Source organism: Chitinophagales bacterium (genome assembly GCA_041392475.1).
Lineage (GTDB): Bacteria > Bacteroidota > Bacteroidia > Chitinophagales > UBA2359 > JAUHXA01.
Genome location: JAWKLZ010000003.1, coordinates 706481 through 725473 on the forward strand (window position 1 = coordinate 706481; position 18993 = coordinate 725473).

11 protein-coding genes are annotated in these 18993 nt (G+C 41.0%); 5 read left to right on the forward strand and 6 right to left on the reverse strand.

What is annotated here, in order from left to right; genetic code table 11:
• The first annotated feature begins 454 nt into the window (after positions 1-454).
• Positions 455-1207, forward strand: coding sequence for an IS5 family transposase (locus tag R3E32_25680; GenBank protein ID MEZ4888145.1), 753 nt, complete (start codon positions 455-457; stop codon positions 1205-1207).
• A 114-nt stretch (positions 1208-1321) separates the two neighbouring features.
• On the opposite strand, the gene dnaE is transcribed toward R3E32_25680, so the two are convergent.
• From dnaE to R3E32_25695, 3 genes are all read right to left on the reverse strand, one after another.
• Entirely contained in the window at positions 1322-5857 is a 4536-nt protein-coding gene (gene dnaE / locus R3E32_25685) for a DNA polymerase III subunit alpha (protein ID MEZ4888146.1), read from the reverse strand.
• 275 nt (positions 5858-6132) lie between these two features.
• Positions 6133-6897 (reverse strand): hypothetical protein, encoded by a 765-nt coding sequence (locus R3E32_25690; GenBank protein ID MEZ4888147.1) that lies wholly within the window; start codon positions 6895-6897, stop codon positions 6133-6135.
• Positions 6898-7032: 135 nt separating this feature from the next.
• Entirely contained in the window at positions 7033-7398 is a 366-nt protein-coding gene (locus R3E32_25695) for a nuclear transport factor 2 family protein (GenBank protein ID MEZ4888148.1), read from the reverse strand.
• Positions 7399-7537: 139 nt separating this feature from the next.
• On the opposite strand from R3E32_25695, the gene R3E32_25700 reads away from it, so the two are divergent.
• On the forward strand, positions 7538-8533 hold the full coding sequence (locus R3E32_25700) for a DUF2279 domain-containing protein (protein ID MEZ4888149.1): 996 nt from the start codon (positions 7538-7540) through the stop codon (positions 8531-8533).
• 15 nt (positions 8534-8548) lie between these two features.
• Here R3E32_25700 and R3E32_25705 read toward each other — a convergent pair whose 3' ends face one another.
• Both R3E32_25705 and R3E32_25710 read right to left on the reverse strand, forming a co-directional pair.
• Complete coding sequence (locus R3E32_25705; protein ID MEZ4888150.1) at positions 8549-9442, reverse strand: metal ABC transporter permease; 894 nt, start codon at positions 9440-9442, stop codon at positions 8549-8551.
• Positions 9443-9596: 154 nt separating this feature from the next.
• Entirely contained in the window at positions 9597-10268 is a 672-nt protein-coding gene (locus tag R3E32_25710; GenBank protein ID MEZ4888151.1) for a C40 family peptidase, read from the reverse strand.
• 196 nt (positions 10269-10464) lie between these two features.
• Here R3E32_25710 and R3E32_25715 point away from each other — a divergent pair, with 196 nt between their 5' ends.
• The 3 genes from R3E32_25715 (at position 10465) to R3E32_25725 (ending at position 13729) form a co-directional block, all read left to right on the forward strand.
• On the forward strand, positions 10465-11721 hold the full coding sequence (locus R3E32_25715) for a serine hydrolase (GenBank protein ID MEZ4888152.1): 1257 nt from the start codon (positions 10465-10467) through the stop codon (positions 11719-11721).
• 7 nt (positions 11722-11728) lie between these two features.
• Positions 11729-12907 (forward strand): hypothetical protein, encoded by a 1179-nt coding sequence (locus R3E32_25720; GenBank protein MEZ4888153.1) that lies wholly within the window; start codon positions 11729-11731, stop codon positions 12905-12907.
• Positions 12908-12976: 69 nt separating this feature from the next.
• Complete coding sequence (locus tag R3E32_25725) at positions 12977-13729, forward strand: SDR family oxidoreductase (protein MEZ4888154.1); 753 nt, start codon at positions 12977-12979, stop codon at positions 13727-13729.
• A gap of 262 nt (positions 13730-13991) precedes the next feature.
• Here the strand turns inward: R3E32_25725 and R3E32_25730 are convergent, their stop codons facing one another.
• Entirely contained in the window at positions 13992-18401 is a 4410-nt protein-coding gene (locus R3E32_25730; protein MEZ4888155.1) for a PKD domain-containing protein, read from the reverse strand.
• Between the last annotated feature and the right edge of the window lie 592 nt (positions 18402-18993).

Genomic DNA, 18993 nt, shown 5'->3' on the forward strand with positions numbered 1-18993 from the left:
CGGCATATTTCGGTTGAGCCACTTTGAACTCGTCAAAACGCTTCATGAAAATTCAGAGAGGTTTTTATAGAACTCGTTGAAGTTTCAGGCTGGCCTGAACAACCAAGAATGAAAGTTAAAATGAGGACTAAGTATTTCATGTAAATAATTTAAAAGTTATGCCTACTTCAATATTTAGTTAACTTTTTGGCATATTACCAACATATAGAATTACTATGATAAGATACTTTAAAATGCCGTTTTGTATTTTTTATTGGTGGTGTGTAACATCTTCAAGAACAAAATCAGTTACGTATATACCTTCTATATCCAAAAGTAAAAAATCTCTCTTATACCACCAAAATAAAATTTGATGATTTCTTAGAGGCTGTCTTGATTTTAGAGAAATGAACTAAAAAGGCATCAGTTAGTTATATATACTAATACATAGTTGATAAACTTAAAAACAATAAATATGTATAGTAGCAGTCTAACCGATGCCGAATGGGAAGTTATTGAAAAACTTTTAGATAACCAAAGAAAACGTAAATGGGACTTACGTACTCAAATACTTGATGGGATATTTTATGTATTGAAATCAGGTTGTCAATGGCGTATGTTACCTAAAGAATTTGCACCTTGGAAAACTGTTTATGACTATTTTTACCGTTGGAAAAAACAAAAAATATGGGCAAAACTACATGAAGCCTTACGCCGATTAGTACGCCAAAAAGAAGGCAAATTCATCAGTCCAAGCTTAGGCATAGTGGATAGCCAAAGCGTAGCTACTGGTACGTTTATCGAAGAAACGAAAGGTTTTGATGGCAATAAGAAGATAAAAGGACGCAAGCGACACGTTATGGTAGATACTTTGGGGTTGATTATTGCCATAGCCATTACAGCTGCTAATGTTAGTGATAAAGAAGGATTTATCCTATTAGCTAAAGGGGTAAAATCAAAATTTTGGCGATTGGTGAAAATATTAGCAGACGGAACTTATAGAGGAGACTGGGCGAAGAGATTCAAACATTGGGTCATAGAAATAGTTTTACGAAGCAGGCAACAAAAAGGATTTTCGGTGCAGCCTAAACGCTGGATAGTAGAGCGTACTTTTGGTTGGTTTGAGCATTATAGAAGATTAAGCAAAGATTATGAGTTTAATCCAGATACCAGCAAAACCATGATTCAACTGGCGATGATTCGGATCATGGTGGCAAGAGTCGTTTAATAATAATACGAATGGATTATTTAATTATATGACAAATCAAGACAGCCTCTTAAAAGAAAAGAGTTTGTTATTAGTATGAAAATATATACAATTCATCTTGGCAACAGTCGACAACTAATTCAACTTCACCCGCATCTCCCCAAACCCCTTCAATTTCTCAAAAACCTCCTTTTTCGCATCCAGCTTCAAAGACTTAGAAAACAACTCCACCTTCCCATAGCCATTCTTGCGGTCAATCACATTGATAGCCAAAGCCATTTTACCAGGATGTTGGTGACAGAGGTTTTGCATACGAGTAATGAACGTATTGTCGATGATGTCGAGCGGAATGCTGACCGTAATCATTTTGGCTTCCTCCTCCAAAATTGTAGAAAGCAAACGCACCTTCGAAAGTTTGAACTCATAGCGATCATTGTTGCCCCAACCACGATTTTTGTACTGTCCTTTGATTTGTATAGCAAGACCTTCCTCTAAGTAGTTTTTGAAGGTCAAATAATCATCTCCAAACAAGACAATCTCATAGCTATTGTTGAAGTCTTCCACCAAAAATTTACCAAATCCATTGCCGTTTTTGGTCGTTCTATGTTCGGCAGACATCACAATACAGCCAATAATCAGGTCACTATTTGGGCGTTTGGTAATGTCCTCCAAAGTAGCATTGCAGAAAAAATCCACCTCCATTTTGTAATCATCCAAAGGATGCCCCGAAAGGAAAATACCTGTCACTTCTCGTTCTTGCTTCAACCTTTCCATCAAGCCCCATTCCTCACATTCATAGACCGTTGGAGTCGCTACCTCCTCATCCAGCACCGCAGTTCCAAACAAACTCATTTGAGAAGTCGAGCCTTGTTTTTGGTATTGATTGCCAAATCGAAGAATACGCTCAATCAAGTTAGCATCCTCTCCATTGTGTTCGTAAAAATATTGCGCTCTATGCAGTCCAAAATTGTCAAAAGCACCCGCCAAAGCCAAGTTTTCAAACGCCTTTTTGTTCACCGTCCTCAAATTGACCCGTTTCACAATGTCAAAAATATCCTTGAATGCTCCCCCTTTTTTTCGTTCTGCAATCAAGTCCTCTACTGCCGCTGCTCCAACGCCTTTCACTGCCGCCATCGCAAAACGAATCTCGCCTTTTTTGTTCACCGCAAATTTGATGTTACTCTCATTCACATCGGGCGACTTGCAGGTAAGTCCCATACGGTTACATTCACTCAAAAAGAAATTCAGCTTTTTGATGTCTTTCATGTTGTGACTCAACACCCCCGCCATAAATTCGGCAGGATAGTTCGCCTTCAAATAGGCAGTCTGAAAAGCCACCAAAGCATAGCAGGTCGAGTGGGATTTGTTGAAGGCATACGAAGCAAAAGCCTCCCAATCCTTCCAAACCTTGTCCAGAATTTTCTTTGGATGTCCATTTTTGTCCCCTCCTTCCAAAAACTGAGGATACATTTTGTCCAACACATATTTCTGCTTTTTCCCCATCGCCTTCCGCAATACATCGGCTTCACCTTTGGAGAAGTTGGCTAATTTTTGGGACAGGAGCATGACCTGTTCTTGATAGACGCAATTGTGCAGAATGATGTTGTTGCCTACAAAATTGTGTATGCCTTCAACTGTGATGTCATAAACAAGTTCCTTGCCGACTGCTTCAATGGAGGTGATTTCTTGCCAGTTAATATTTAGGCTCTCTTTTGTCATTCTACAAGAATCTTGTTGCTTAGAATGACAAAATGTATAGCTATTGGCAGATAATTGGATATGTTCATTGATTGTTAAGTCCGTTAGGACTTCAATATTTGTAGCCTTATTGTAATTTATAGATTCAGAACTCCGTAGGTGTTCAACTCCCATAGAAGTTGTAAGAATTGTTGTCTTTTGTTCTATAAATATTTGATTCTTATCAGAATCTTTTTGCAAATTAACAATACACAAATTTTGAAAAAGCTCGAAATCTGTAATAGCAACCTCATAAATGTTTTCTATATCAGCGAATTCATTCGCTGTGTGGATAGTGCGGTGAATGATATTTGCAGCAATCCCCAACCTCAACAAAAGCGTCTGCAAATCAAAAGCAAATTTTTCAGAGCCAGTTGTAAAAGTTCTTTTTGCAGTTTCCGAAAAATCACAATTTTTCCAAAGTTCTGCCACAAAAAATACAATCAATTCTTCCTTCAATGAAAACACAAATTCAGGAATAAGTTGCTGTTCAGCCAGGACCTTCAAAGCCGTTTTGTCGTATTCCTTCCCTTCAATTACCTCCAGTTTTCGAGGAGTTGCAATCGCATCTCCTACCTTCAAATCACCAATTTCTTGCCAACCATTTTCGGTCAAAACACGGTGGTTGGGAGTCAAACGAACCTTGCTGCCGTTCTTCAATTTGACCTCCCAAACCTCTTTTTCACCATTACAGACCCAATAGCTGACTTTCGCAAATTTTGTTTTTAAATCCTTACTTACACCTTGTACTTCAAAGATTTCTGCACTGCCTGCAATTTGGTCAAGGCGAGTGCGCTCACCCGTTTTTGGATTGAAAACCAAAGTGTCACCAGTTACACAAATTCCATAAGTTTCATGCAAATACTCCTCCATCGCATCCAAATCATAGACAATCTCCTCACGTCCATGCTTTCGATTGATAAAGTTTGGGATGTACTCCAATGGGCCAGGGCGGTAGAGGGCATTCATCGCAATGAGGTCATTGAAGGTAGTGGGCTTCAATTCCTTCATGTATTTCTGCATTCCAGCACTTTCATACTGAAAAATACCGACTGTTTCACCACGTTGGAAGAGTTCATAGGTTTTCAAATCGTCCAAAGGTACTTCGTCAATGTCCAATTTAACGCCATGGTTTTCCTCAATCATTTCGACTGCATCCTTGATGATGGTCAGCGTTTTGAGACCCAAAAAGTCCATTTTGAGCAAACCCGCATCTTCCGCCACACTGTTGTCAAATTGCGAAATATAGAGGTCGTTGTCTTTCGCCATTGAGACAGGAACGTATTGGGTCACATCGTCAGGTGTAATCACCACTCCACAAGCATGAACACCTGTATTCCGAACAGAACCTTCCAGTTTTTTGGCGGCTCGAATCATTTGGGCAATGGGTAAATTTCCTTCGGCGAGTTTGCGAAACTCATGCGCTTTCTGCAATTCATCGGCATTGAGGTTCTCCTTCAATTTTTTATCGACATCACCTTCAGCCAATACATTTGCCAAACTTGCCTTCAAATGATCGGGAAATGTTTTGGCTACTTTATCTACTTCTGGTAGGGGAATATTCATTACACGCCCCACATCTCGCAGTGCAGATTTGGCTTTCATCGAGCCATAGGTTACGATTTGGGCAACTTGACTTTTCCCATATTTATCTACCACATAATCAATTACTCTCTGCCGCCCTTCATCATCAAAATCAATGTCAATATCGGGCATGGATATACGTTCTGGATTCAAAAAACGCTCAAAAAGCAAGTCGTATTTGATGGGGTCGACGTTGGTAATTCCAATGCAATAAGAAACCGCCGATCCTGCCGCCGATCCTCTACCTGGCCCTACCGCTACGCCAATTTGTCTTGCAGTAGTCGTAAAATCTTGCACAATCAAGAAGTAACCAGGGTAACCTGTTCGTCGGATGGTTTCGAGTTCAAAGTTGAGGCGTTCTTCAATTTCGGGGGTAATCGTACCGTAGCGTTTTTTTGCACCTTGAAAGGTGAGGTGTCTGAGGTAATCGTCTTGGGTGTTAAAGCCTTTGGGAATCGGGAAAGCTGGAAGGAGTACATCTCGTGCCAATTGAAGTGGCTCGATTTTGTCTAAAATTTCCATTGTGGTGTCCAAACTCACAGGCACATCTTGAAAGATTTGCCCCATTTCTGCCTGCGTTTTGAAGTAGAAATCTGAGGAGGGAAATTTGAAGCGATTTTTCTCCTCCAATAAATTGCCTGTATTGACACACAGCAAAATATCGTGTGAATCGGAGTCTTCTTCTTCTACATAGTGACTATCGTTGGTGGCAATGACTTTGACATTGTATTTTTTCGCCAATCGAAGTAAATGCTGGTTGATGTCTTCTTGACTGACTCCTGAATTGTCAATGTTTTCTAAGCCTCGATGTCTTTGAATTTCAATATAATAATCTTCTCCAAAAATATTGAGCCACCACTTCAATGCTTCTTCTGCCTTGTCGTATTCTTTGTGCAAAAGTAATTGTGGAACTTCAGCACCAATGCAGCAGGAACTGGCAATGATTCCTTCATGGTATTTTTCGACCAAACTTTTGTCAATTCGTGGATATTTACCATACATTCCTTCAATGTAACCCAAGGAACAAAGTTTGACGAGGTTGTGATATCCGACTTGGTTTTTGGCGAGCATCAATTGGTGGTAGCGCACATCTTTTTCGCCTTTAGCTCGGGAAAAGGCTTGTTTGTGGCGGTCTTCGACCATGTAAAATTCACAACCGACAATGGGTTTGATGTTTCGTTTGTTGGCTTCGGCTACAAATTTGAAGGCTCCAAACATGTTGCCGTGATCGGTCAAGGCAACACCTTTTTGACCATCTTTTACGGCTTTGTCCATCATTACGCCGATGTCGCTTGCGCCATCGAGTAGGGAATATTGGGTATGACAATGTAGGTGACAAAATTCGGGCATGGCTATTTATTTGGAAGACGGCTGACGAAGGGCGACAGGCGGCTTTTTGTGTTAGAAATTATTGAAAACTAAGTAGGTGATTATTAGTTTTGAGAAGGCTAAGTTAGGGATTATTGAACGATTTTTCCATCACAAATCCATCTTTCGCTACACGCCTCCCAAAAATTCAATAAAGGCATAAATGTCCTTCAAAGAAATTTCCGCATCAATTGAATAAATGGGAATATTTTCCTCCAAACCTATCACATAAGAGATGCGCCAAACTTTAAAGGAGACTAATTGCGTATAGCAAAAACCTTGTCAGCTAAGGGTGTTTTTTTTACTGCCGAAATTATTTGAGTTTTGTATTTGCCTTCTACTCTTTTAACTTCAGCAAATTCAAAAAGGTTATTGAAAGTCCCAAAAAAGCGATTTCGGAAACACGCTAAGTATTGCTCTTTAGGAGTAGAATAAGAACGGTTAAATTCTTTTAATTGCTTAGGGAAAATTAACAAATATGCTTCTGCATAGGTTTCCACTGGGATTTCTCGATTGCCGTGTTTCATAAAATGATACATGGTATATGCCCAGCCTAATTGTACTACATCTTCTGGGTCATAAGACATATAAGACCAGTTGTATTTGGAAGTATAAGTTTCTAATAATTGAAGGTATAACTTTCCTTCGTCTTGCATGAGTTTTTCCCCTTTCTTGGTAATCAACAATTTATTGTGCTGCTTTCTAACAACTCCTCCCATTTTGAGCAATGTATGGGTAAGATGAGCATAATCAAAATCTTCTTCTTGCAGAATCTTTCTGGTACCATCATCAACGTACTCATCCGTATAAATTCGGTAATCATACAATTGATGCAAAACCTTACGAATCAAATTTCCAGTTTTAGTCAATTTATAGTATTTCGTAGTCTGCATATCCATCAAAAAGTGCATACAGAACTGAATAAATTTAACGTCTTTTACAGCATCTTTTTCTAAAGAATTTGTAATTTGAAGAGGCGAACTTTTGTCATAAGGCTTGTAAACCAAAGTTATTAAATCCATTGGGCTTATACTGTGTAATGGCAAGATAATCATATACAAAAATATTAATAATATTTAACGTTTGGTTCTTTGATAAAATAACGAGAGAGAGGAATTTATATTCCTCGATTTTTTCGCAAAAATTGTCAAACAACTTTACCCCGTCACCGCTTTCAAAAATTCAGCCGTATCAAAATATACCCGCAAGGATTGAAGTAAGCCCTCTCGAATTTCGTACCATTCGCTGACCTCCAAAGTAAGCGTTTCGCCAGATGGTACAGCAATTGTTGTTGAGATTTGGGTAATGATATAATCCTCAGTTTCTACGAGTTTGTAAAGGGTACTATCAGTGATAGAACTAAAAAAAGGCTTGTTTACTTCAATAAAAAGCGATTTGCCTTCTACTTGTGCTAAAGGGCCGATTAGGCTCACATTTTCAGCCAATAAATCCATCCAGTCTTCTGATTTTGCCATCATACTTGCTCTAAACGCTTCAAAAACTTGCATCGGTGATTGTGCCATGTGTGTTCTTTTTTGGTTTTTTTAAATATTCATGCACCCTCAAATCTAAAACAAACCGCTATATTTGGCAAAGATTATCGAATCATTTTATTGACAATCCTCAAACAAATAAATAGCTTGGTTTTCAAATTTTACTTCAATGACAAAAAAATATATACTACCACATTTTCTCATTCTTTTTCTGTTTTTGATAAGTACGAGCATTTTAGCTCAAAGTCCTATTGAAGAGAAGAAAGTTGATAAACCACATTTGGGCTTATTAGATATTGCACCTCAACCGCACAAAGGACGCATTATTGGCTTGACAGCGTGGAGTTTGGGAAGTTATACTGCCACCATGATTTCACTCAACAATGTTTGGTATTCGCAGTATGAACGGAGCAAGTTTCACTTCTTCAATGACAATTCAGAGTGGCTGCAAATGGACAAGGTGGGTCATGCTTGGACTTCTTATTCTGAGGGATTGTATGGAGTGGCCTTGTTTCGATGGGCAGGATTGAAGGACAAAAAGGCGATTTGGATTGGCGGAATGGTCGGCACGTTTTTTCAGGCAGGCATTGAAGTCTTGGATGGTTTTTCGGCGAGATGGGGCGCAAGTGTGGGCGATTTGGTGGCAAATTCTACGGGTTCGGCTTTGGTGATTTTTCAAGAATTGGCTTGGCAAGAGCAGCGTTTTCGGTTGAAGTATTCGGCACACCGTCCTGATTACAAGGATTTTGACACACCTTTGCAGCTTAGGGCAGAGGATTTGTATGGAACGACGATTGCAGAACAGCTATTGAAGGACTACAATGGACAGACGTATTGGCTGACGGTGAATCCTTCGACTTTTATCAAAAATCCAGATTCTAAGTTTCCGAAATGGTTGAGCATTGCAGTGGGGTACGGTGGGGATGGCATTTTTGGTGGTCACTTCAATCAGTGGACGGATGATGGGGGTGTATATCACGACTATGAAAACTCGATTCCTCGTACTCGGCAATACTATTTGTCGGTAGATGTAGATTTAGACCGCATTCCGACAAATAGCAAACTATTGAAGGTGATCTTAGGGGCGGTGAATGTATTGAAATTTCCTGCTCCTGCATTGGAGTTTGGGAAAGAGGGGACGAAATTTCATGCGATTTATTATTGAAGTGGATAATTCATTTTATATACCCTGAGCTAACTCATCCAATCCACTTTCATCCACCGCTTTACCCAACCTAAACACTCCCTGAATAGGCGAAAACAAGAAAGCCAATAGAAACCAAAATCCGACCATTGCAGCCATCGCCCCTGCAATAGAGCCATTTAGCCAAACTGCTAAATAATAACCACTTATGGCAGTCAAAACGCCAATTGCAGCCGACAAAACCAACATCACTTCAAGGCGATTGGTGAGCAAATAAGCTGTTGCCGCAGGGCCAATCAAAAACGCTACGACCAATATCGCACCGACCGATTCAAAAGATACTACGGTAGTCAAAGAAACGGCTGCCATCAACAAATAATGCCAAAAAGCAGTCGAAAAACCCAACGCTGCTGCATACGCAGGGTCAAAAGTGGTCAAAAACAAACCTTTGTAACCCACCACAATCATCGTGACAATCAAAGCCAAAACGACACCGCCAATCCAAACGGCTCGTGGTCCCAAATCCATCCCATTGAAGGTAAAAGTATCGAAAGGAACAAAAGCAATTTCACCATACAACACACATTCTTGGTCTAAATCAACCTGTTGTGCATACGCTGCAATGAGTATCACACCAATAGCAAAAAGGAGGGTAAAGGTCAAACCAATCGCTGCATCCGATTGCAACTTGGCTTTTCGAGAGAAAGTTTCAATCATCAATGCGGCAATGATTCCCAAAACTGAAGCTCCAATCAGACTCGCTATCGAACCATGCCCTGCAATTAGAAAGGCAAAAAATATCCCCGGCAAAACAGCATGGGATATTGCATCTCCCATCATTGCCATTTGCCTCAAAATGAGGTAACAACCCAACAATCCACAAGAAACGGCTATGAGAGAGCCAGTTAAGATAATCCAAAATTCATTCATAGTATTAACTCTATTCGAAAAAGAACAATCACATGTAACGTATGATAGTAGAAAATGGTTTGAAATCTGTTAGAAATGTCTAACAAAAAACCTCTGTTAGATTTTTCCAACAGAGGTTCTTGATTTTTTCTTTGTGTTTGAATTTTAAGCTTTCTCACCCTTGCTGTTTTTTCAAATACCTACGAGCCGCCCGTTTCAATTGCCCTTCAGATTTGGCATTGACCATCTTCAATGCGTATTTATCCAACACCCGCCGAGCCTTTTGCAGCTTTGGTTTCCAGTAAGTTGAAGCCTCGACATTGGTAATCATGACCCCTTTTGAAGAAGAAGCGTGAATCATTTGAAGCGGTTCACCTTTTTTCGATACAACCAATCCAACATGGTCAATATCCCGTTTTTTCTCCCCAAAAAACACCAAATCTCCTTTCTGCACCTTTCTAACGCATACTTTTTTGCCCTCATTTACTTGCGTACTTGTGGTGCGACTTAGATTGTGGTCCGCATTTTTAAAAACATACTGCACATATCCCGAACAGTCAAAACCTTGCGTTGTAGAACCGCCCCATTTGTAAGGAACGCCAATGTGTTGTTGGGCAATGGTAAGTAGGTTTGCCATATTGGGAAGCGTCTCGACTTTGCTGTTTTTTGAAGGAAGAGGCTTTGGGGCAGGGGTAGTTTTTCTTTCAGGCCCAGGTTTCACTATCTCTGTTTTAGGCGTTTGTTCCTGTTTACCCTTGGGTACAAAGGTTTTTTGGGCATATACATTAGAGGAAAAAGTAAAAGAGAGTAGGAGAGAGGCGATGGATAAGAAAAATAGGTTTTTCATTTTTTATGTTTAATATTTCATCTTCAATGAATTACAGACCTTTTTTTGACTTTTTGAAAGAGTATGGGTTTAAAAATCTTCAAAATGTCTATCTTGATTTCTGTTAAAAATACCAGCTATGAAGTTACAACCTTTTTTTCTTATTCTTCTATTTTTTAAATGCAACTACTTTGTAGAACAAAGCAAAATTGCTTCAATGGAAAACTTACCCAAAAATCTCGGCAAACTGCAATACGCAACTCCCGAACAATTGGGCATGAATGGTCAATTTTTGAAGGACAGCATTGAAGCCATTATCATGCAAGGCATTGAAGGAAAGGCATTTCCAGGGGCGCAAGTGTTGGTAGCAAAGGGTGGCTACATTGTTTACCATCAGGCATTTGGCTACCATACCTACGACAAGTTGCAGTTATTGCAACAAACCGATATATACGATTTGGCTTCTGTTTCCAAAATTACTACCGTTTTACCTGCCTTGATGAAACTCTACGATGAGGGTAAGTTTGATTTAGAAGCGACATTGGCGGATTATGTGCCGAAACTCAAAAAATCCAACAAAGCCGACCTGCAAATGCGGCCTATTTTGGCGCACAATGCCAGACTGCAAGCGTGGATTGCCTTTTGGGAAAATACGGTGGATGAAAAAGGAGAATTCCAACGCCGTACCTTCAAAACCGATTCTTCCAGACGCTATTCGGTCAAGGTGACACCCAATTTGTGGCTGCATCGGAAGTACCACAAAAAAATGTTTGAAGCCATCAAAGAGTCGCCGCTCAACGAGAATGCAGGCTACAAATATTCAGGTTTGGCGTTTTATCTCTTTCCCAACATCATCGAAAAACTCACCAAAACCGACTACGAAATCTACCTCAAAACCGAATTTTACCGACCTCTTGAAGCGCATACTTTGACCTTCAATCCGTGGCGGTATTATTCTCTAAATCAAATTGTTCCGACTGAAATAGACACTTTTTTTCGCAAATCAGTACTGCATGGATATGTGCATGACGAAGGGGCAGCAATGGTGGGCGGTGTGAACGGCAATGCAGGCTTGTTTGGCAATGCCGAAGACTTGGCAAAATTAATGCAGATGTACCTCAATAGAGGGGTTTATGATAATCGACGCTACATCAGTGAAGCGACATTGAAAGAATTTACTCGCTGTCAATACTGTGAGGAAGGAAATAGGAGAGGGTTGGGTTTTGACAAACCCTTGATTACCTACGATGCCAATCTAAGTTCGACTGCCAAAGCTGCAAGTCCTGATAGTTTTGGACATTCGGGCTATACAGGAACTTTTGTATGGGCAGACCCCAAATACGATTTGTTGTATATTTTCTTGTCGAATCGGGTCTATCCAACCCGCAACAATTCAGTGATTTACAACCTGAACATTCGCCCACGCATACATGAGGTGATTTATGAATCGTTTTTGAAGGAAAATAAAAATTGAGGTGAAAATGAAAGAACAAACCCGTATTTGGTGGCTTACAACCGTCAATATTTTGGCTGCAATGGCAACCATGCTTTTTAGCTTCAAACTGTGGGTCAGCACCCGTTTTTTTCCGAATGTTCCTATTAGTTCACAATTGCCTGAAATTGCCTATCCTTTTGACTATGTGTTGTTTGGGATGGCTTTGTTGTTTTTGGTTTTGTTGTTATTGCAGCGAAAACGGCGATGGTTGATAGGTTTTTTGACGGTAGCCATAATCCTGTGCATTTTTGATCAAATGCGTTGGCAGCCGTGGTTTTATTTGTATTTGTTGTTATTTGCCTTGCTGCTGATTGTGCATATACCCTTTTCCAATCGAAAACGCGAAAGGATTGTTTTCACCGTTGCCGCATTGATTTTGAGCAGTATGTACTTTTGGAGTGGTGTCCATAAACTACATTCTGGATTCGCCAATTTTGTTTACCCCTATTTGGTCGAAACCTTTGGTATGCAGATAGATAAAACGAAAACGATACACACGGTTTTGGCGTATGGCATGGCATTGTCGGAGTTGGGCATCGGTTTGGCTTTGCTGTGGAAACCCAGTAGAAAGTATGCCATTATTGCAGCTTTGGGGATGCACTTGTTTATTTTGGTGGTTTTAGGGCCTTTTGGTCGAGCCGAAAATCTGGTCATCGTTCCATGGAATGTGGCGATGATGGTTTTGGTGGTGGTTGTTTTTTACCGCAACGAGGAAGTTTCATTGCAAAGTCTTTTGTTGCCTTCTATGTTGAGTGTGAATCTATTGAGGTGGGGGATTGTGGTTTTGGTGGTAGTGATGCCTTTGTTCAGTCATTTCGGGATGTGGGATTATTATCTGTCGAACACGCTGTATGCTGGAAAAACGACCCGTTTGTTGGTGGTGATGCCCAAAGAAAATTATGAAGACCGACTACCTATTGCTATTCGACAACATACGCAAGCAGTTTCCAATACGCCTTTGTTTGTGTATATCAATGCCGATATATGGGCTTTGAAGGAGTTAAATGTACCTGTTTATCCTCAAGCGAGGGTGCAATATGCCATTGCTCGCTATTTCTGTGATTATTTCAGTCAGTGGGAAAATCGTGGTTTGCTGTTTCGGATTGACAGTCGATGGGAGTCCAAAAAGATTTTGGAGCAGTTTGAGTGTAAGGATGGGAAGTAATCAATATCTATTCTTGCGTCTTTCCTCTTTTGTCTAAAGTCTAAAAATAAGGTTGAACCTTTTGCAGCAATGTCTGTTATTGCGAATGTTTTTCAACATTTACAACGAAATATGGACGGCAAAAATTATTTGGTAATCGGGGGAAGTTCTGGTATTGGACTTCAAATAGTACGGGATTTGGCTGCAAATGGTGCGAATGTGTATGCTGTGTCAAGGAGCAAACACGCTGATTTTGACACATTGAAGGTGCATTATCAAGCATTGGATGTGACAGCAGCGGATTTTGAACTGACGGATTTACCCAATGAATTGCATGGAGTGGTCTATTGTCCTGGTACCATTCAATTGAAGCCATTTCACCGAATCAGCGAGGAGGAGTTTTTGGACAGCTTTCGGGTCAATGTGTTGGGAGCAGTGAAAGTATTGCAGTCTTGTTATCGAAATTTGAAGAAAAGCAAAGGCGCAAGTGTGGTGTTGTTTAGTACAGTTGCAAGTTCGCAGGGAATGGGATTTCATGCTGCTATCGCTACTGCAAAATCGGCTGTGGAAGGGCTCGCCAAATCACTGGCGGCAGAGTGGGCAAATAGCCATATTCGGGTCAATACGATTGCACCTTCTTTGACAGATACGCCTTTAGCAGGAGATTTGCTTTCAACGGAATCCAAACAAACCGCAGCCAACAAAAGGCATCCGCTTGGAAGGTATGGCACACCGAATGATATGGCATCGGCAGCCATGTTCCTTTTGTCAGAGCAATCTTCTTGGATGACAGGGCAAATATTGCATATTGATGGAGGATTGTCCTCTATTCGAACTTTGTGACATACAAGCTATTAGTATAATATTTGGAGTGATTTTTATCAAAAATAAAATTAAAGACGCAACAATAATTATTACCCAAATGTTACAATAAGCAACTGAAACAGTCAAACTTTCAGTTGAACCAGTAAATTTTCTTTCATAGTGTTTTTTTGTATAATTCCTTATCAAAGGCAGGCGAGTGTGAACCACTCGCCTGTTCTTTTTTAGTCTTTAATTGAAAACTTGGGAAGTCTTTATAAAATTCCAAAGTTTTCACTAATGCTTACTGTTTCAATAACTTACTCATTTTTCGCTCGCCATCTACCTCCAATACACACAAATAAACGCCTTGTTGCAAATTGCAGGATTCAAAGCGAACCTTATAAGTACCTTCAACTTGCCCTTGTAAGTTGATGAGCGACTCTACTTTTTTACCCGCCATATCGTAAATGTTCAAGCTCACTTCTGCTTCTTCAAAAAGCTGGTAAGTAACCGTTGTGGCATCTGCAAAAGGGTTGGGATAAATCCATAACTGTGTAAGATGGTTTGATAAGGTGTTGGTGTCCAATTCCTTTTTAAGATTGGCAGCTTCGTTGGGGCTGGTAGTTGTGGGTATGGTTGTAATAGTTGTGCTTAAAACACCGCCTTGTTCAACTGAAAATCCTGGATCAAAACTAATGTAGTTTCCTGCCGAGAAATGCACTTGTTGGCTGCTGCCAATAACCGTATTTCCTGCTCCATAGTTCCCCGCAGTGATATAGTCGCTTGCGGTCACGCAAGGCGGCAAGGCATTGGTGTTTTCATATTCAATTGACACAACTGTTTCACAACAGTTTGTACCTGTACCCACATTGACGCTTACTTGCTGCGAATCTGTGCATCCATTTGCATTGGTTACGATCACAGAGTAAGATGTGTTTTGGGTTGGGCTTACGGTGATTGCGGCATTGTTGCTGCCAGTATTCCAAAGGTAAGAACCGCCTCCCGAAGCGGTCAAAGTGGTGCTTTCGTTTTCACAAATGTCTAAGTTTCCTGCAATGTTTGCAGTTGGAGCAGCATTTACATTGACGCTTACTTGCTGCGAATCTGTGCATCCATTTGCATCGGTTACGACCACAGAGTAAGATGTGTTTTGGGTTGGGCTTACGTTGATTGCCGCATTGTTGCTGCCAGTATTCCAAAGGTAAGAACCGCCTCCCGAAGCGGTCAAAGTGGTGCTTTCTCCTTGGCAAATCTGCAAATCGCCTGTGATGTTGGCGGTTGGAGGAGCGAAAATGGTGATGTGTGATTGTTTGACAAGGGTATTGTTGCTACCAGCATTGGTTGCAGTGAGTGAAACTGTATATGTTCCCTCAGTATTGTAAGTGACACTTGGGTTTTGGAGGTTGGAAGTGGAGGGTGTGCCTCCTGCAAAATTCCAAGACCAAGCAGTGGGGGTGCCTGTTGAAGTATCGGTAAAATTGACCATTGTTCCTTGACAACCTTGTGTGGTGCTGGCTGTGAAACTGGCGACAATGCCCGTTGGAGGCGTGTTTTGGATAGTGATGTCGTCAATGGCGAGGTCGCTTGCATATTCGCTTCCAGTAACTCCTCTGATCCGTAGTTTTATGGTTTGACCTACATATCCACTCAAATCCACTACCATTTCTAACCAAAGGTTGCCTTGATCGCCACTGACAGTATTTGCAATATCCTCATTCCACCCACTGCTTTCGAGGGCATCTACATGTAGAGAACCCATTGAAAATCCATAAGCATGGTACCAAAAACGCAGTTCGGTGGTGCCAGAAGGAATAGATAGACAAGGACTTGTAAGCAAAGCAGTTTGTCCAAAACATCCGCTGGAGGCTTCTAAGTAGAGGTAAGTACCTGTACTATTTCCTGTTGTGTGGTCAGCGCTTGGGCCTGTACTCCCACTGGGTGTTCCATTGCTATTGGCTCTCCAATCAATGTTATCGGCTACTCCATTTGTTTCGTTGAACCAGTTGTTGCTTAGGTTCAGGTTGCAGACTGTTGCCCCACAATCACTGCTTGTACCACAAGCATTTACGTTCTCAAAATCTGTTGAAAGTGGGAGATTGGTGGATTGGTTGATAGTGATGTAGTTATTGATCGTTTTTGTGTCGTTTCCAAGGGTACCTGTAATAGATAAGTTAACACTATAAGTTCCCGCAGCATTGAACTGTACTTCTGGGTTGGCACTCGTTGCACTTGTACCGTTAGTATAGGTGACGGTACTGGGTGAAAATGTCCATTGGTATGTTGACGCATTGCAAGATGAATCTTCAAATAATATACTGCTTCCTGTACAGCTTTCAGTACTTGATGCTCTAAAATCTGCTGCTATAAACTCGTCCGAATTCTGCAATGTAGATTCCCATAAGCCACGTCCATAAGTGGATGCTCTGATTCTACTCTCACATAAATTCTCGGCATCGTAGTAGATTTCCAATTCGGTTACTTCTGAGTTGACCGGTAGATTCTCGTCAAACACTACCCAATCATTTAGTGTATTGTCTTTGTAGTAAACTCCTGCATCTGTGCCTACATACAAACCTTCGTCTGTGCCGATTTGATAAACCAAGCAATTGGTATTAATGTTGGGAATATTGTCGGAAATGTCTGTCCAACTTGCTCCTTTGTTGGTGGATTTATAGACATTATTGGAAAGGGTCATGTAAACAATATTTTCGTTGGTGGGATGGGCTTCAATGTCGGTTGGTGTTCCTGAAGTAGGCAATCCATTATTGAGGTCAACCACCGTAGGTGAGGCAGCCATCACATTGTCAATGCGGTACAATACACTATTGGTTACATAGTAGAGTATATTGGTATTGGCTGGAGAAGGTTCTACCACATAAACAGTTGAGTTGGTGCTGGTGATTTTTGTCCAAGCAACACTGCCTGAATTGGCTGCTTTGACATTGGTGCTTCGCCAAATATTTCGGTAGCCAATAAACATGGTATTGGGGTCGGTTTCGTGTAGGGCATAGGGGGTGATCCATGCGCCACTTTCGGTAATGCCGTTTGTTCCATTGGCTGCTATTTGGGAGAAACTAACACCATTGTTGGTAGAACGACGCATATCTCCGTAATACAATGCTCCGTATTGGTAATTGGAGTCAGTGTAGTCAATGATACATTCCATTCCGTCGCCCCCAATTTCGGTTCGCCAAGCACCATCATATACTGCTGTTCCATTGTCTTGATAACCGTTGATGACTAAATCTTTGACGGTGGCACTTTGTCCGATTTTATAAACCTGAGCAATGCCCAGCCCGCTACTTCGGTCTGTCCAAATGGTGCCATTGTCGCTAGTGAAATACACACCACCATCATTGCCGCTGTATAAATAGTCATTGACAGGAGAAAATTCCAAAGCGTGTTGGTCGGCATGAATATCGTCTGCACCACCACTTCCCACCCAATGGGCACTAAGCGTCCAGTTTGCTCCACCATTGGTGGACTTGAAAATGTTCACTCCACCTGCATAGATGGTATTTGCATTGTTGGGGTCGGCAGCCAAGCAAAGGTCGTACCATGCCTGTCCGCTTGATCCACTACCATCGGTAGAGTAGTCCATGATATTGGGAGTAGTAGATTGGGTAGTAAAACTTGCTCCGCTATCAGTAGAACGGTACAAGGCTTTGAATGTAGAAGAGTTAGAGGCCAATACATAAACGTAGTTGGGGTTGGCTGGAGTGACTGCAATTACCATTCGGTTTGCACTTGGAATTCCCTGTAGAGTTCCTAACTGTGTCCAACTATCTCCGCCATTGGTCGAACGGTAAAAATTGCCTGAAGCGGTTGCATAGGCAATATTGGGGTCACTTGGTTTGTATTCGATGTCCTTGAAGTTGCCGCTTTGTTCGAGTGTCCAGTTGGTTCCACCATTGATGGTTTTATAAATTCCACCGCTTGTGGCAGCCAAGATGATGCTGGGGTTGGTAGGGTGCATCACCATCATGCCCACGGTTTTATTGTTCATGCCCGTATTTGAACTGACCCATGTATCTCCACTGTCGGTTGATTTCATCACACCCAGGCCTGGCGCATCTCCTGCATCTCGGTCTCCTGTTCCGATATAGACAGTGTTAGGGGTATTGTAATCTACTAAGATGGACGAAACTCCCAAAGTGGGAAGTGCGTCAGTAGTGCTGCTCCAAGTTAGTCCTCCATCTGTTGTTTTCCAAACACCGCCCTGTGGTGCGCCTACATAAAAGGTGTTGGCATTGGTAGGATGAAAGCCAATGCCGTTGAGTCGTCCCACGCCATTGGGCTGTCCTGTACCATTTGCAGGGAGGTAAGTTGGGCCTATTTCTGTCCAGTTCGCATTGGAGGTAGAAGTGGTTTTTAAAGGACTTTTCCCTTTTTGAGCTTTCCAATAGGCGTTCCACACTTCATCGGGAGCAGGTTTACTGCCGTCTTCTTTGATGCGGGTTTGCATGAAACTTTCCCAACGTTTGAAGGGTTTCCAACCATTGCCTTTTTGAATGTCTCTACCTTCCCAATATTGTTCAAAGGCACGCACAGTGGCGTAAAAATTGGCATTGGGGTCTTGCATCATTTCGATCCAGTAGGGGTAATTGCTGGTATCACGGGCTGCTTCGGTAGGTGGTTTTTGTGCTTTAAGGCTCAATGTGAGGGATAAAAAAAGTAGTAAGCTGATAAAGAAGGCTACTCGTCTGTTCATATTTGGGTGTTTAAATTTCGCTTCAAAATGTGCGCCATTATTTTCAGATGCAATCTACTACATTATTATTTAATATGATAGAGAAATGCTCATTTCTTGTCGGGTATATGGCATTAATCTATCCAATTTTGGGGATTATCACCCAAATGTTCACTGAATTCTTCTATGTGAAGCAATAGGATTGTTTATTTTTTTTCATTAAGAGTTAAACATAAAATATTTGCGGAAAAATGGATAGAGTGTTTACTGCAAATATTAAGTTTGTAAGTATGGACTTTGTTATTCGTTGGGTGAAGCTTAAAAAGTATTGATTTATTGCGGCTCATTTTCCTGCTTCATCCAATGAGTTGTAGAAGGTGAGATTATGTGGCATCTATAAAAAAACTTTTTGGCTTATGCCCTTTTTTATAAAAAGTTGATATAGAGGAGTCAATTGAAATGGAGGATGATTTAATCGGCAATTCTAAGTAGTATTGCTATGTTTTGGGGCTATCATTTTTCTGTAAAATAATCTGTTTCCCAAAACATTCTTTCTTTGAGATGTGTTTTTGTAGCATAATTATGATATTTTCAGTAAAAATTGAAAATATCA

Coding starts and splice junctions, on each gene's coding strand:
- R3E32_25680 (MEZ4888145.1), top strand. CDS start 455: ATGTATAGTAGCAGTCTAACCGATGCCGAATGGGAAGTTATTGAAAAA.
- dnaE (MEZ4888146.1), bottom strand. CDS start 5,857: ATGCCCGAATTTTGTCACCTACATTGTCATACCCAATATTCCCTACTC.
- R3E32_25690 (MEZ4888147.1), bottom strand. CDS start 6,897: ATGGATTTAATAACTTTGGTTTACAAGCCTTATGACAAAAGTTCGCCT.
- R3E32_25695 (MEZ4888148.1), bottom strand. CDS start 7,398: ATGGCACAATCACCGATGCAAGTTTTTGAAGCGTTTAGAGCAAGTATG.
- R3E32_25700 (MEZ4888149.1), top strand. CDS start 7,538: ATGACAAAAAAATATATACTACCACATTTTCTCATTCTTTTTCTGTTT.
- R3E32_25705 (MEZ4888150.1), bottom strand. CDS start 9,442: ATGAATGAATTTTGGATTATCTTAACTGGCTCTCTCATAGCCGTTTCT.
- R3E32_25710 (MEZ4888151.1), bottom strand. CDS start 10,268: ATGAAAAACCTATTTTTCTTATCCATCGCCTCTCTCCTACTCTCTTTT.
- R3E32_25715 (MEZ4888152.1), top strand. CDS start 10,465: ATGGAAAACTTACCCAAAAATCTCGGCAAACTGCAATACGCAACTCCC.
- R3E32_25720 (MEZ4888153.1), top strand. CDS start 11,729: ATGAAAGAACAAACCCGTATTTGGTGGCTTACAACCGTCAATATTTTG.
- R3E32_25725 (MEZ4888154.1), top strand. CDS start 12,977: ATGTCTGTTATTGCGAATGTTTTTCAACATTTACAACGAAATATGGAC.
- R3E32_25730 (MEZ4888155.1), bottom strand. CDS start 18,401: ATGAACAGACGAGTAGCCTTCTTTATCAGCTTACTACTTTTTTTATCC.